General features: G+C 67.6%; 13 protein-coding genes. 4 read left to right on the plus strand and 9 right to left on the minus strand.

All coding sequences use genetic code 11. The annotated features are described in order from the left end of the window. Position 1 precedes the first annotated feature (1 nt). From E0H73_RS28145 to E0H73_RS28175, 7 genes are all read right to left on the minus strand, one after another. Positions 2–832 carry a carbohydrate ABC transporter permease gene (locus tag E0H73_RS28145; protein ID WP_131361583.1) on the minus strand — a complete coding sequence of 277 codons (831 nt, stop codon included), beginning with the start codon at positions 830–832 and terminating at the stop codon, positions 2–4. Continuing rightward, the gene (locus E0H73_RS28150; RefSeq protein WP_165555846.1) at positions 832–1,803 is read right to left on the minus strand and encodes a carbohydrate ABC transporter permease; all 972 of its coding nucleotides are present in this window, start codon (positions 1,801–1,803) and stop codon (positions 832–834) included. Before E0H73_RS28150 ends, E0H73_RS28145 begins: the two co-directional genes overlap by 1 nt. A 1-nt stretch (position 1,804) precedes the next feature. Further along, positions 1,805–3,175, minus strand: coding sequence for an ABC transporter substrate-binding protein (locus E0H73_RS28155; RefSeq protein WP_131361584.1), 1,371 nt, complete (start codon positions 3,173–3,175; stop codon positions 1,805–1,807). 152 nt (positions 3,176–3,327) lie between these two features. Further along, positions 3,328–4,389, minus strand: a complete 1,062-nt coding sequence (locus E0H73_RS28160) for a LacI family DNA-binding transcriptional regulator (protein ID WP_131361585.1) — start codon at positions 4,387–4,389, stop codon at positions 3,328–3,330. Positions 4,390–4,399: 10 nt separating this feature from the next. Further along, complete coding sequence (locus E0H73_RS28165; RefSeq protein WP_131361586.1) at positions 4,400–6,073, minus strand: alpha-amylase family protein; 1,674 nt, start codon at positions 6,071–6,073, stop codon at positions 4,400–4,402. 10 nt (positions 6,074–6,083) lie between these two features. After that, complete coding sequence (locus tag E0H73_RS28170) at positions 6,084–7,826, minus strand: MBL fold metallo-hydrolase (RefSeq protein WP_131361587.1); 1,743 nt, start codon at positions 7,824–7,826, stop codon at positions 6,084–6,086. 78 nt (positions 7,827–7,904) lie between these two features. Continuing rightward, on the minus strand, positions 7,905–8,255 hold the full coding sequence (locus E0H73_RS28175; protein WP_131361588.1) for an STAS domain-containing protein: 351 nt from the start codon (positions 8,253–8,255) through the stop codon (positions 7,905–7,907). 310 nt (positions 8,256–8,565) lie between these two features. Between E0H73_RS28175 and E0H73_RS28180 the strand changes: the two genes are divergently transcribed. The 3 genes from E0H73_RS28180 (at position 8,566) to E0H73_RS28190 (ending at position 10,922) form a co-directional block, all read left to right on the plus strand. After that, positions 8,566–9,309 carry an SDR family oxidoreductase gene (locus tag E0H73_RS28180; protein WP_131361589.1) on the plus strand — a complete coding sequence of 248 codons (744 nt, stop codon included), beginning with the start codon at positions 8,566–8,568 and terminating at the stop codon, positions 9,307–9,309. Beyond that, positions 9,306–10,034: a DNA alkylation repair protein gene (locus E0H73_RS28185; RefSeq protein WP_131361590.1), complete on the plus strand. Its 729-nt coding sequence runs from the start codon at positions 9,306–9,308 to the stop codon at positions 10,032–10,034. The genes E0H73_RS28180 and E0H73_RS28185 overlap by 4 nt, the downstream gene beginning before the upstream one ends. Before the next feature lie 84 nt (positions 10,035–10,118). Then, positions 10,119–10,922: a M23 family metallopeptidase gene (locus E0H73_RS28190; RefSeq protein WP_131361591.1), complete on the plus strand. Its 804-nt coding sequence runs from the start codon at positions 10,119–10,121 to the stop codon at positions 10,920–10,922. Positions 10,923–10,956: 34 nt separating this feature from the next. On the opposite strand, the gene E0H73_RS28195 is transcribed toward E0H73_RS28190, so the two are convergent. Next, on the minus strand, positions 10,957–12,426 hold the full coding sequence (locus E0H73_RS28195; protein ID WP_131361592.1) for an MFS transporter: 1,470 nt from the start codon (positions 12,424–12,426) through the stop codon (positions 10,957–10,959). Positions 12,427–12,457: 31 nt separating this feature from the next. Next, on the minus strand, positions 12,458–13,249 hold the full coding sequence (locus tag E0H73_RS28200) for a hypothetical protein (RefSeq protein ID WP_238164330.1): 792 nt from the start codon (positions 13,247–13,249) through the stop codon (positions 12,458–12,460). Between the two features lie 214 nt (positions 13,250–13,463). Between E0H73_RS28200 and E0H73_RS28205 the strand changes: the two genes are divergently transcribed. Further along, a complete protein-coding gene (locus E0H73_RS28205; RefSeq protein ID WP_238164332.1) occupies positions 13,464–14,282 on the plus strand; it encodes a DUF4397 domain-containing protein in 819 nt (272 codons plus the stop codon). Positions 14,283–14,306 lie beyond the last annotated feature (24 nt).

Consider the following 14,306-nt stretch of genomic DNA (forward strand, 5'->3'; position numbering starts at 1 on the left):
CTCAGCCTTTCTGCGCGGTTGTCGCCACGCCGTCGAGGATGTATCGCTGGCCGATCGCGAACAGCAGGATCATCGGCACCACGGCGATCACGCTGGCGGCCACCGCGATCTCCCACTCGTAGTGGCCGGACAGGGCGAAGGCGTCGATGATCTGCTTGAGGCCGCGGGGCATCGTGAAGTAGTCCGGAGTCTGCAGATAGATCAGGGGTCTCATCAGGTCCGACCAGCTCGCCTTGAACTCGAAGACGAACACGATCACCAGGGCCGGCTTGCACAACGGGAACGCGATCCGCCGGAACAGGCCGAAGTACCCGCACCCGTCGACCCGGGCCGCCTCGAACAGTTCGCGCGGGATGCCGAGGAAGAACTGCCGCAGCAGGAAGACGTAGAACGCGGAGCCGAACAGGTTCTGCGCCCAGAGCGGGATCTGGGTGTCGATCATGCCGAGCCGGTTCCAGATCAGGTAGACCGGGATCATCGTCACCGCACCCGGCAGCATCATCGTCGACAGCAGCACGCCGAACAGCAGGTTCCGCCCACGGAAGCGGAAATACGCGAAGCCGAACGCCACCAGCGCACTCGACAACGTCACCGTCGCGGCCGCCATGAACCCGACCGTGAGCGAGTTCGTCAGCCAGCGCAGCACCGGCGCGGCGTCCCAGACGCGCACGTAGTTCGACGGCTGGAACACCTCCGGGATCAGCCGGTTGTCGAACACCTGCGACCGTGGTTTCAGTGACGCCGAGACCAGCCAGACCAGCGGATACACGAACGCGAACGTCGCCAGTGTCAGGAAGAACAGGAAGGGCAACCGCCGCCAAGGGATCGTCATCAGCGTTCCCCGTGGTAGTAGACGTACCGGTTGCCGATCCGCACCTGGATGAAGGTGATCAGCAGGATGATCACGAACAGCAGCCAGGCCATCGCCGAGGCGAAGCCCATCTTGAAGAACTGGAAGGCGTTCTGGAACAGGTAGACCATGTACACCAGCGACTCCTCCGAGGCCGCCGCCTTCTGCTGTGGCCCGTAGAACATCGTGTAGGCCTGGTCGAACATCTGCATCGCCGCGATCGTGTTCGTGATCACGGTGAAGAACAGCGCACCGGAGATCATCGGCACGGTGATCCGGAAGAACCGCGTCACCGGCCCGGCCCCGTCGAGTTCGGCCGCCTCGTACAACTGCTTCGGTACGCCGTTCAGCGCGGCGAGGTAGATCACCACCGTCCCACCGAGAGTCCACAGACTCACGATCGCGAGCGACGGCTTCAGCCAGTTCGGATCGGTCGTCCAGTTCGGGCCGTTGATGCCGACCCAGCCGAGGACCTTGTTCACCAGGCCCTGCTGACCGTTCAGCAGCAGCAGGAACATCGCCGCCGCGGCGACGGCCGGCGTCATCTCCGGCAGGTAGAACGCGGTCCGGAAGAAGCCACCGGCTCGGCCGACGCGTTGCAGCATCATCGCCAGGGCCAGCGCGAACACCGTGCCCAGCGGGACGAACATGGCCGCGTAGACGAAGGTGTTGCTGAGCGACTTCAGCACTCGAGGGTCGTCGAACAGTTCGCGGTAGTTGTCCAGACCGACCGCGTGCGGCGCCTGGATCATCTGGTAGTCGGTGAACGACAGCGCCAGGCTGGCGATCATCGGACCGGCGGTGAAGACCAGGAACCCGATGACCCAGGGCGCGACGAACGCCAGGCCGGCCCGGTCCTCCCGCTTCGCCAGCGGACTGCGCTTCGGCCGGTGCCGGCGGCGCGCGGGCGCGGCCTGCTCGCTCGCCGCCGGTCGCTCGACGGTGGTCGTCATGTCAGCCCTGCGAAGCCTTGTCGAAGGCCGCCTTGGCCTCGGTCTGGGCCTGGTCGAGCGCGTCCTTCGGTGCGGCCGAACCGGCCAGCGCCTTGCCGACCGCGCTCTTCCAGGCGGCGTCGATCTCCGCACCGGCCGCCGACGGGTTCAGCGACTTCGCCTTGTCCAGCACGTCGTAGTAGTTGTTGATCGCCTGGTCGAAGCCGGCGTCACCACTGGGCTTCAGGTACTGCGCCTTGATCTCCTCGTCGGCCTTCTTGTTGCCGGTGAACAGTCCGGTGAAGAAGCTCTTGTCCTTGGCCACGGTCTGCATCCGTGCCTCGGCCGCCTTGTGCCAGGTCTCCAGCGAGGTCATCGTCTTGGCCCACTTGCAGGCGGCGTCGGCGTTCTTCGCGCCCTTCGGCACCACCCAGGCCGAACCGCCGATCGTGCTGATCGGCTGACCCTGGCGGTCGGTGAACGGCGTGGACTGCAGTTGCAGACCGTTGGCCCGCGAGTCGAGCAGGACATTCACGTACCAGTTCTCGATCGGGAACGCGGCCAGCTGGTCCTTGGTGAACTGGTTCTTCGCGCCGAACAGGTCGAAGGTGTCACGGAAGGTCTTGAAGTTGGACCAGCCGCCCTGGTCGTTGATCAGCTTGATCGTGTACTCCAGCGCCTCGACCGCCTTCGGGTCGTTCAGGTTCGGCTCGCCGCCGGGCTTGACCAGCTCGGCACCGTTGGCCGCAGCCCAGAGTGGGAAGAGGTCCGATACCTTCGGGTCGAAGCCGATCCGGGCCGGCCGGCCGTTCTTCGCGACGTACAGCTTCTTCGCGGTCTGCTCGAGCTTGTCCCAGTCGGCGGTCTGGATGTCGCCGACCGCGACGCCGGCCGACGTCAGCGCCTTGCCGCTGATCAGGTTGGCCGAGACGGTGTAGAACTCCGGGATGCCGTAGGTCTTGTCCTTCAGGCGCACCTCGTTCATCGCGGCTTCGCGATACTGTGTGGTATCGATTCCACTGTTCTTGATGCAGTCGTCCAGCGGCTGGATCGCGCCCTTGGCCGCGTACGTCCCGATCAGGCTGCGAGCCATGTAGACCACGTCCGGCGGATTGCCGCTGGAGACCGCGGTGAGGAACTGCTGGGCGTCGAAGTCGCCCTTGTTGTTCTTCACCGTGACGGTCGGGTACGCCGCCTTGAATGCGGCGATCCGGGACTGCGCCACCTCGTCCTCACCGCTGAAACCCATCACGTTGAGGGTCCCGGACGGGGTCGAGTCGGCGGAGCCCTGACTGCTGCTCCCGCCGCCGGCATCCTTGTTCCCGACGCCGGCGCAGGCCGTGAGCGCCAGCGTGCCGGCCGCCAGCACCACGGGAAGGCGCAAGTGCTTCATTGCGGTTGCTCCTAACCTCGACAGGGGACGAGCGCCGGAATGTGGCATCGATGCCACATTTCCGAATTGCAGGAACCGTACGGGTGAGGTTCGGGGATCGTCAAGGCGTCACGGCGAGCCTGTGGACAAGCAGCCGCAGGACAGCGCGGAGATCAGCGTGGGGCGGGCCCAGTCGAGCCGCGGACGATCAGCCGCGGCGGGACTCGGACGATCCGGCGCTTGGGTGGCAACTCGCCACGGATCCTGGCCAGCAGCAACCGGGCGCAGCTGCGGCCCATCTCGACCGTGTGCTGGTCGACGGTGGTCAACGCCGGCTGCACCAGCGACATCCATGGCACGTCGTCGTACGCCGCCAGGCTGAGCTGGCGCGGGAGCTTCACCCGCCGGTCCTTCAACTCGGCCAGCGCGCCCTGCGCCAGCACGTTGTTCGCGGAGATGATCGCTGTGACCTCGTGGTCGTTGAGCAGCTTGCGTGTTGTCAGCCGGGCGGCGTCGGCGTCGAAGCTGGTGTACGCGACCAGGTCCTCGTCGAGGTCCACGGAGTTGTCCAGATGCGCCGCTCGGAACCCGGCCAGCCGGCCCGCTCCGGTCGACCACTTCGTCTCGTCGATCAGCAAGCCGATCCGGGTGTGGCCGAGGGCAATCAGGTGGTCGGTCAGCTCGCGGGCTCCGGCCTTGTTGTCGCTGAGGACGACGTCACCGTTGGAGCGGCCGAGCTCGCGGTCCGCACACACCACGTGGACGCCGTTGTCCTGCAGGACCTGCGGGCACTTGGCCGTCACCGGTGTGACGATCACTCCGGGCACCCGCATCGCCAGCAGCGTTTCGGCGGCCTGCATCTCCTCGGCGGGATCGCCGTTGTCGTTGACGAGTACCATCTGGTACTCCGCCGCCCGCAACTCCTCCTCGATCCCGGCCGCCAGGTCGGCGTAGAACGGGTTGCGCAGGTCGGAGATGAGCACACCGATCGACGTCGAGGTCCGGCTGCGCAGATTGCGCGCGTTGTGGTCGAGCACATACCCGATCCGCTCAGCCGCAGCACGCACCCGCGCCCGGACCGCGGGGGAGGCGTAGCCACGGGTGTGCAGAGCCCGTGACACGGTCGACGGTGACACACCGGCCTCCCGGGCCACGTCCTGCACGGTGGGACGTCGTACCGCCGATCGAGGTGTCGGTGCCGACGCCTGCGCCGCCTGCTGCCCCCGGGGACTCATGGCCCGCAGTCTAAAGGCTCCGGTAGCGGCTCCACGTCTCCTTGACCGCGTCGAAGTCCGCAGGACCGAAGTCATGACGGTCCGTGTCGGTTCCGTCGACGTAGTACAGCGCGGGTACGCCCAGACTGTCCTGCATGGCCAGATAGCGACGCCACTCCGCGTGGTTGGGCATCATCCAGCCGTCCGTGTCCACGCCGAGCTCCGGAACCACCGAACGCGCCACTGCGGCCCGGTACGCCATGTGGCGAGCGACGTACCCGGGTTCCGCGGTGTCGTCACGTAGTACGTCGTTCAGCCGGATCATGTCGGTCACGTCGAGGAATGCCGGATTCGGCGTGTGCGTGACGACCAGGGCGCCGGGCTTGACCCGTTTGGCGGTGTCGTAGACGAGGCGCAGTTGCTCGTGCAGCAGCGCCGTACCCCACCGCGGCCCACTGTGCCGCAGTGACGATCCGGACGGCGTCCGCGCGGTGAAGTCGATCTTGAACCCGTCCGCGTCCAGTCCGCCGGCCGACAGCATGTACTCGACCGCGTCCGTGATCAGTGAAACGCAGGCTGGTGAGTCCGCATCCAGTCCGACCGGGTTGCCTCCGGCATCGGTGATGCACGCCTCCACCGGGGCACCCTCGTGGTCCCAGGCCTTCCACCAGAGCAGGACGCGCTGACCGGCTGCATGGCGTCCGCCGATCCAGGCCTTGAGGTCGGTCCACTTCGCCGGGTCCGGCCGACAGGTCGCGTACTCAGCCTGCCACTTGTCGTCGATCACCACCGTCTCCGGCACGATTCCCTGCGTGGCCAAGGTCTCCAGGAACCGGTCATAGTTGTCCTGAGTCGCCAGCGGCTGTGGAGCCTGGTCCCTCCTGGCGCCCAGGGCACACTGGGCGCCCCACCCGCAGAAGATCGTCCCCGACCACCACTCCGCCTTCACGGCCGACCGCGACGGGACGACACTCGCGGCGTCGAGCAACTCACGGTGACGGCTCAGCACCTCCTCCGGACCGTCACCACCCAGCTGTACGACGAGCCGCGGCGTCCGGAACGTCCCGTCGACGATGGTCTGGCCCTCGTAGTCCAGCCGCAGACTGAATCCACCGGTCACCGGCAGGTAGTGGTAACTGGTGAAGTTCTGCTCTTCGATCGGTGCCACCACACTGAACCCGAACCACTGCTCGGCCGTCGACGCGGCAAAACACCACGGCGCCGGAGTGAACAGCCAGCGCTCGATCCCCGGCTCACTGCCCTCACCGCACACACCGATGGTGGCCGGCTCGAGCACATCCCGGATCACTCGGGTCGGATGGTCGGGGTTCGGCGAGTACGCCTGCCGCAGGTGCGACCCGCTAGGCAGGAAGCCTCGCGGTGTACGGCGCCCGCCGAGCAGATGGACCTCGGTGATCCGGCCCTGCCCGCTCACCGTCGTCTGCGTCTCGATCCGATCCGGCAGGAACCGCGTGGTCGTCACGCGGCTGTCCCACACGCTGCTGCGAGCAGTCGCGGTGACCACGAGCCCACCGTCCAGCTCAGCGGACTCCAACGAGATGGCGCCGTAGCTCTCGTCGTACCCAGTGGTCGTGTCGACCGAGGCGAACAGGCGGAGTGCGAACCACCGCTGTCCGTCCACTCCGCCAACTGCGGCGTAGACCTTGGCATCGTTCACGTCGACGGTGTAGTTGCCGATCTTCACAGAGGTCCTCTCAAGGCAGGCGTACGTCGACCAGCGCCTCGGCCAACTGGCCCAGGTACCGGCCGTCCCGGGTGACAGCGGCCGCGATGCGCGCACGTCGTACCGGCTGATCCACGTGCGGTACGACGACAAACGTGTGCTCGTCGGCCTGCTCGCAGTCCCACCCCGCCGGTACGACGAGCCGTGTGCCCATGCAGCTGACCCGCAGGTCGAACGGCTGCCCGTCCACTGCGAAGACCTGGTACGGCGTGATCCGCACCGAGCCGGTGAACACGGGATCCTCCCGAAGGAAGACCGAGCGGTGCACTCGGGCGACCTCGTCACCAAGCCGGCTCAGCTCGTCGAGGTAGTCCTGCGTGACGGTGCGCGGGTCCCAATGACCGGAGATCATCAGCTCGGGCCGGAGCCGCTGGTAGAGCGCGGCCGACGCGACGTAGTCGTCCGCGGCGAACGCGTTCGCGTACTGGAAGTTCGGGATCTCCGCCGACTCACCGGGCACCCAACTACCGGTCTGCTGGTCACCGGTCGCGAGCACCCGCCGACCGTCGACCTCGAACCCGATCGCCGAGGCATAGAGCGTGTGACCGGGCAGGGCATACAGGTCGATCTCGTGCTCGCGCCAGCGGACTCCGGTGCCGTCGGCGATGTGTTGTGCGCACGGGATCGGCTCGAACCAGAGGCACGGCAGGTCGTAGTGGGTCGGGTTCTCCAGGACGTGGGCCACCGGCGCCGAGGCCCACACCTCGGTGCCGTGGACCTCACGCATCAGGTTGAACGCGGCGACGTGGTCGTCGTGGTAGTGCGTCGGGATGGCGACCTCGACCCGCTCGATGCCGTAGTCGCGCTGCAGGGACCGCAGGCTCGGCAGCCAGGGCCGTACGGCATGGCGGGGGCCACCGATCGGGATGTCCGTGGTCAGGTCGTACCCGTAGTCGATGAGTAACGCTGTCCCGGAGTCGCTCATCAGGACGTAGCTGCGTGACTCACTCGTGCGGTTCATCAGCAGGTGCGGACTGAGCTCGACGTACGGGTTCTCGAGCTTGTCGAGCAGCCCGGTCGGTGCCCCGAGCCGCACGGTGATGAGTTCGCCGAGTGCATCGCACGTACGCCGTACTGCCTCGACCGGATCGGTCATCGGTGAACCATGGCTGGGCAGCAAGGCCCGGGGCTGTTGATCAAGCAGTTGCATCAGCGACGCCATGGACATCGCAGCGCCCTGCAGACCGACGTACGACCACTGCAGTGCCGCGGCCGACCAGACCTTGCCGGGGCTGTGCACCAGGTCGCCGGTGAACGCGTAGCCGTCGACCAGATAGGTCACGCTGCCGGGCGTGTGGCCGGGAGTGGGCAGGGTCCGCACGTCCAGATGACCGATGCGGCGGCTGCTGTAGTCCTTCATCACGCCGGTGACCCGCACGGATTCCAGCAGCGAGAACCGATCCGTGCGCAGATCGTAGTTGTTGACTATTCGTCGTTGCTGCCAGTGATGGTCGACGTCCCCGATCAGGTCCGCCTCGTTCTCCGGTACCCAGACCCGCGCGCCGCTGTCCACCAGCCGCGGCAGGCCCTCCACTTGATCGCGGTGATGGTGCGTGACGAGGACATCGGTCACCCGATCGGCGCCGTACGACGCCAACTGGTCCAGCCACCGCCCACTGCCGGCGTCGATCGCCACCGCGGACCGGGTGGCGGAGTCCACCAGCAGGTAGACCACGCACGAGTCCTCGATGGCGTGGAGGTCGTCGCCGAGCATCACACGCAGCACCTTAGAGGGTGAACTGGAATCGATTCCACCGCGTGGTCGGCCACCCCGCGCCGAAGGGCGACCGGATCAAAGGTCCGACAGGGCTTCCTCGACCGTGGAGTAGATCCGGAACTGACCGCCGAGGCCGGTGACGGCGAGCGGGCGGTCGACCGGACGGCCGACGCCGACGAGTGCCAGCGTGATGTTGTGCTGACCGGCCAGGTTGCGGGCCTCGACCAGGTTGCCGAGGCCGGCCGAGCTGCAGAACGTGACGGCGGACACGTCGATGAGAACCAGCCGGGCCGGCGGCGCGACCGCGGCCCGGATCGACTCGGAGGCGAAGTCGGTGGTCGCGATGTCGATCTCGCCCGACATCCGGACCAGCAGTACGCCGGCTTCCAGCTCCACGGTCACAGCGTCGAAAGTCGTTCTGATCATCTCGCCGTCCCGCGGCTCTGGGTGGCTTGTCACGCCGGTCTCTCCCCCGGGCAGCGCCACGAACGCCGGTAGGTCCTGGCGGGATGGAACTGCCCTGCTCTCACCGTATGCCCCAACGGCTTAACGTCACAACGGGTCTGACGCGGATGACCTCGGAGCGTGACCTTGACCGGATGTAAGCGCTGCCAGCCATAGGTGTGCCTATCCGAAGCGTCAAGCCGCGCGGCGATCCTGACAGTCCGCCCGACGAAGCCGACCGCCCCCGGGCCGGTGGTAGACAGGACGAAAACACACGGTTGAAGGAGCGGACATGGGCGTACTCGACGGCAAGGCGGCTCTGGTCACCGGCGGCTCGCGCGGGATCGGAGCGGCGATCGTCCGGCGGCTGGCCGCCGACGGTGCCGTGGTGACGTTCACCTATAAGAGCAGTGAGGCCGCGGCCGCGGACGTGGTCGCGGAGGTGAAGGCGGCCGGCGGTGAGGCGATTGCGGTCCAGTCCGATCAGGCCGACCTGACTGGTGTGGACGAGCTCTTCGAGCGGGCGGCCGAGCCGACCGGCACCCTCGACATCTTCGTGTGCAACGCGGCGCAGGCGAAGGTGCAACGGATCGCGGACGTGACCGAGGCCGACTACGACGAGGTTTTCGGGGCCAACCTCAAGGGCCCGTTCTTCGCGATCCAGCGGGCCGGCCAGGTGCTGCCCGACGGCGGCCGGATCATTGCCCTGTCCACGCTGAACACCGCGGTCCCCGGCCCGGGCATCTCCCTGTACGCCGGCAGCAAGGCAGCGCTGGAGTTGTTCGTCAGGGTCGCCGCTCGCGAGTACGGCGCCCGCCGGATCACCGTCAACGCCGTGTCGCCGGGTGCGACCGACACCGACATGTTCCACGGCGCGAATCCGCCAGAGGCCAAGGAGAGGCTGGTCGGGATCACCGCGCTCGGCCGGATCGGCGAACCGGCCGAGGTCGCCGACGTGGTCGCATTCTTGGCCGGCCCCGACAGCCGCTGGGTGACCGGCCAGAACCTCCGTGCCACCGGCGGCCTCCTCATTTGAGTACCAAGGACCTATTCGCCGACATCGACGCCGCGGCTGATCCCGCGGTGGCGGAGGTGCTGTCGGGGTACTTCAAGTTGCAGCCCGGCGGGTACGGCCACGGTGACCAGATGATCGGGGTGAAGCTGTCCACGATCCGCGGACTGCTCAAGCCGTACCTCCGCGCCGACCTCCCGCTGCCCGAGCTCGAGCAGGCGCTGACCAGCCCGGTCCACGAGCACCGGCTGGCAATCCTTTGTCTGCTGGCCGATCGGTCCGCCCGCGCTGTCAAGCCGCGTACGGCGGACCCGGCGGAAGTCACCGCGATCCACGATCTCTACGTGCGCAGTACGGCGTACATCAACAACTGGGATCTGGTCGACTGCAGTGCGGCGGACATCGTCGGCGGCTACCTGTCCGACAAGCCGCGAGACGAGCTGCACACCCTGGTCCGGTCGTCGTCGTTGTGGGAGCGGCGGATCGCGCTCGTCGCGACGCAATGGTTCATCAGGCGTGGGGACAGCGCGGACATCTACGCGCTCGCGCCGCAGGTGCTCGACGATCCGCAGGACCTGATCCACAAGGCCTCTGGCTGGATGCTACGCGAAGCCGGCAAACGGGTCTCGGAGGACGAGTTGCTCGCATTCCTGGACGAGTACGCAGCGGCGATGCCGCGGACCATGCTCAGTTACGCGACCGAGCATTTCCCCGCCGACGTTCGCCGGCACTACCGAGCATTGCGCTGACATTTCAGTGCAGGTCGAAAGGCGTGCCGGACCTGGGGGCGCGGTCCTACCCTGAGCCCAACCGCTCGCGAAGGGGCCGCCCCGATGAACCTCAAGCGCATCCTCACGTCGTTGGTTCTGACAACACTCGTCGCCACCGGGCTGATCGCCGTACCGACGACCGCGATGGCGGCGCCCGGCTTCCAGATGCCGATCCCCTGCGGACTGCGCTGGACCACTGCGAGCCACAGCGGTCACGCCAGCCAGTGGATGATCGACATGGTCGACCCGGGCGGCCACACCCGCGGTACGCCGGTCCTCGCGTCGGCCGGTGGGACGGTCAGTGCGTCACTGCTGTCCTCCACCGGCGGCAACATGGTCGTCATCGACCACGGCGGCGGCTGGCAGACCCGTTACCTGCACATGGATCGGCGTGATGTTGCCGTCGGCAACACGGTGGGTCAGGGCACGCAGCTCGGCATCGTCGGCAGTACCGGCGACAGCACGGGACCGCACCTGCACTTCGAGCAGAAGCTGAACGGCGTTGTGCAGCAGGCGTGGTTCAACGGTCATGCGGTGCCGCTCACCTGGTCGTACAACCAGCATTACGAGACCAGCGCCAACTGTGGTGCGGGCGACGGTAAGTTCTGGGTCGACACCTTCGCCAACGCGCCTGGCTACAGCACCCCCGGTGGTACGCAGACCGGCACGCTGAACAAGGGCACGAACTACGTGTTCTGCCGGGTCTGGGGACCGGAGGTCCGAGTGGGTACGGCGTTCAACCACTGGTGGCTGAAGACCGACCTGGACGTCGGCCCGGCGAACCAGTGGGTGTCGGCGTACTACCTGTCCCGCTGGGGCAACGACGAGGCCAAGGACAACTCCGGCCGCGACATCCCCGCCTGCTGATTGCCGACGGCAACAGACAGGCCGGCAACAGTTGTCAGCCCTCGCGGGTCTGCGCGTACGGCGGGGCTTCGACCGCGCAGTGCCGGTGATGGTGCAGATGGACCCGCTGCGCGGTCCGGTCGCCGATCGTGAACCAGGCGACCACGCTGCCGGAGGCGGTCAGGATCGCTGAGATCCACACCGCCCGGTCGAACCCCTCCTGGAACGCGGCCGGGTCGCGGTAGGAGTCACCGGTGATCCCGGCCGCCATCGGGATCGCGGCGACCGCCATCAATTGCGCCGACCGGGCGACCGCGTTGTTCACACCGGAGGCGATCCCCGCGTGGTGGTCCTCGACCGACGACAACACCGTCGCGGTCAGCGGAGCGACTGTCGCGACCAGGCCGAACCCGAGCACGATCACGGCCGGCAGGACCGCTTCGACGTACGACGAACCCGGCTCGATCCGCAGCATCAGCAGCAAACCCACCGCCATCAGTGCCGGCCCGATGGTCATCGGGAGCCGGGCGCCGATCCGCTCCGAGAGCGCACCGGAGTACCCCGACAGGGCGAGCATCAGGATGGTCATCGGCAACAGCGCGGCCCCGGCCCAGATGGCGTCGTACCCGAGCGCGGTCTGGAGATAGACGACGAGCAGGAACGTCACCGTGCCGAACCCGCCGTACACGACGACCGTGACCAGGTTGGCGCCGGTGAACTGGGTGTTCTTGAAGATGCCGGGTGGCAGCATCGGGTGCGAACTTCGGCGCTCGACCTCGACGAACGCGACGAAGGCGAGCACGCCGATCGCCAGCGTGCTCAGGACGAGCGGGCTGGCGAGGCCGTCCTCGCCGGCCTGGATCAGGCCGAAGGTCAGGCCGGCCAGGCCGATCGTCGCCACCCCCGCACCGGCCAGGTCGAGCTTCCCGGCCGCGGTCTCGTCGCGCGTCTCGGGGACGTGCCGCAGTGTGACCAGGACGGTGACGAGCGCGATCGGCACGTTGATCAGGAAGATCAGTCGCCAGGACCCGCTGTCGACCAAGCCGCCGCCGACGAACGGGCCGACCGCCGCGGCCACCGAGGTCAGGCCGGACCAGGTGCCGACGGCCTTGCTGCGGTCGGAGTGCTGGAACGTGGTCTGCAGGATCGCCAGGCTGCCCGGGGTGAGCAGCGCGCCGCCGATGCCCTGCAGGACGCGGCCGGCGATCATCACCTCGAGGTTCGGCGCGACCGCACAGATCACCGAGGCGACCGCGAACCAGGTCACCCCGGTGACGAACATCCGGCGCCGGCCTAGTCGGTCGCCGAGCGAACCGCTGAGCAGAATCAGCGACGCGAGCAGCAGCATGTAGCCGTTGACGATCCACTGCAGCCCACCCATGTCGGCGTTCAGGTCCTCGCCCATCGCCGGCAGCGCGACGTTCACCACCGTTCCGTCCAGGAACGCCATCCCGGATCCGAGAGCCGTGGCCGCCAGCACCCACCGAGCCCGGGCGGTGCCGAACGCGATCCGCTCATCCGTCATGAGCTCAGCGTAGGCCAGGCGTGGTCCGCGCTCAGTTGGGCAGATCCAGTTGCAGTACGACGAGCGCCTTGTTGGCCGGGATGTCGGGCAGGATGCCGAGTTTGGGCGGATTGCCGACCGCACATCGGGTCTCGGTCAGGAGCGGGCACACGGCGTTCAGCAGTCCCTGGGTGACGGTGAGAGTGGTCGGCAGGGTGCCGTCGGCGCCCGCGGTGAGAGGCCGGATCGCCGCGCCCGCCCGGCGGGACACGGACGGCGTGCGCTGCACGAACGAGCCGGACAGCCGGTAGCTCAGCTGGAGCTTGGACGCGGCAACGGTGAGCGGAAGGTCCAGAGGTGCGGCGAGACTGGTCTGCTCGATCGGCACCTGCTCGCCGTCGGCGACGACCTGCAGGTTCGTCGCCCGCGGTTCCGTCTTGGCCATCATCCCGGGCAGGTGTTCACCGGAGTCCGGCAGTTGCAGCTGGACGATGTCTGTGGCCTCAGGCAACATCACGTCCTCGGTCACGTCGAACGACCCGTCGTTGCGCGGTACGGCGGTCAGCCGGATACCCGGCATGGTCACGCCAGGACCGGGAGTCACCGGCACGCCTTCGGCCGGGCTGACGCTGACGGAGCCGGTCAGCCCGGGACTGGGGGCGACCGGTGTGCCGGTGTTGCCTGAACATGCGGCGGTCGCGCCGAGCCCGAGGGTCAGCGCGACCGCAACCAGGCCCGGTATCCCTGGGTGCCGCCGGCGGAGGTCCTCCACCCCCGATGCCTCGCTCGGGAGGAACTCCTGGCCCGCCGCCGGTGCTGTGTTCGGAGAACGCTGTCCTGCCATGCCACCGCCCCCAGAACGGATCCGGCGCTTCCTCTGGCGCCGGATCGGACTTGCGCCTACGATACGCCGGAATTAGTGGGGTGCGGCAATTACTGCCGTATTTTTCAGGCGCACTTCGAGGGGGTTCGGAATGCAGGAACAGAGCGTGTCCGGAATATTCCGGGCAGTATCCCAAGGGGTATTTTCGAGAATTCGGGGTCCGGTAATTCGCAGGGTGATTCTGTTGCTGCTGGCGGTGACGGTCGCGGCCGCACCGGCAGTACTGACCGCACCCGCCGATGCCGCCGCCGGGGGGAATCTGTACGTCGTCCAGGGGCTGCCGGGGAAGAAGCTGGACATCAGCATCGACGGGAAGCCGGTCGCCGGCGCGGTGGCGACCGCGAAACTGGTGGGCCCGTTCGGTGTTGCCGCGGGCAAGCGGATGGTTACTGCCAAGCAAGGCGGAAAGCTGGTCATCCAGCGTGAGGTGACGGTCGGCTCGGGTGCCAGCATCGACGTCGTCATCCACCAGCCGGTGTCGCCGACGGGTGCGCCGCTGATCACGACGTACGCGAACAAGCTGGACGCGGTGCCGGCGGACAAGGGTGGGCTGCGGGTCGCGCACGATGCGGCCGTCGGCCCGGCCGACATCCGGGTGAACGGCAAGGTGGCATTCGCCAACGTGGCCAACGGGGAATCGCTCGAAGCGGTCGTTCCGGCGGCGACGTACAAGGTCGACATCGTGCCGGCCGGGGCGACTTCACCTGTTGTTCTCGGTCCGATGGATCTGCCGATCAAGGCCGGATATCTGACCCGGGTATTCGCGGTGGGTGCTCCGTCGCAGAAGACGATGACGGTGGCGGCCGGGACGATCAAACTCCCGAGCACGGGATCCGGCAAGCCGGGTCTGGTGAACACCGGGACCGGCGGACAGGCAGCAGGGCTTGACCAGGCGCAAAGCTCTGCCGCTGACGAATCCGGTCTCTGGGTCGTGGCACTGCTGGTCGGTCTGCTGGCCGCCGTGGTGACGGTCCGGAAGGTGGTCCGCCGCTGAAGAGGCTCCTGCCCGGACTGCTGC

This window comes from Kribbella pittospori (genome assembly GCF_004331465.1).
Lineage (GTDB): Bacteria > Actinomycetota > Actinomycetes > Propionibacteriales > Kribbellaceae > Kribbella > Kribbella pittospori.

Excerpts from the sequence above, each read along its gene's own strand:
- E0H73_RS28170 (WP_131361587.1), bottom strand. The coding sequence starts at position 7,826 with ATGCTCGGCGACGACCTCCACGCCATCGAGGACTCGTGCGTGGTCTAC.
- E0H73_RS28195 (WP_131361592.1), bottom strand. The coding sequence starts at position 12,426 with ATGACGGATGAGCGGATCGCGTTCGGCACCGCCCGGGCTCGGTGGGTG.
- E0H73_RS28175 (WP_131361588.1), bottom strand. The coding sequence starts at position 8,255 with ATGATCAGAACGACTTTCGACGCTGTGACCGTGGAGCTGGAAGCCGGC.
- E0H73_RS28160 (WP_131361585.1), bottom strand. The coding sequence starts at position 4,389 with ATGAGTCCCCGGGGGCAGCAGGCGGCGCAGGCGTCGGCACCGACACCT.
- E0H73_RS28190 (WP_131361591.1), top strand. The coding sequence starts at position 10,119 with ATGAACCTCAAGCGCATCCTCACGTCGTTGGTTCTGACAACACTCGTC.
- E0H73_RS28180 (WP_131361589.1), top strand. The coding sequence starts at position 8,566 with ATGGGCGTACTCGACGGCAAGGCGGCTCTGGTCACCGGCGGCTCGCGC.
- E0H73_RS28200 (WP_238164330.1), bottom strand. The coding sequence starts at position 13,249 with ATGGCAGGACAGCGTTCTCCGAACACAGCACCGGCGGCGGGCCAGGAG.
- E0H73_RS28145 (WP_131361583.1), bottom strand. The coding sequence starts at position 832 with ATGACGATCCCTTGGCGGCGGTTGCCCTTCCTGTTCTTCCTGACACTG.
- E0H73_RS28155 (WP_131361584.1), bottom strand. The coding sequence starts at position 3,175 with ATGAAGCACTTGCGCCTTCCCGTGGTGCTGGCGGCCGGCACGCTGGCG.
- E0H73_RS28150 (WP_165555846.1), bottom strand. The coding sequence starts at position 1,803 with ATGACGACCACCGTCGAGCGACCGGCGGCGAGCGAGCAGGCCGCGCCC.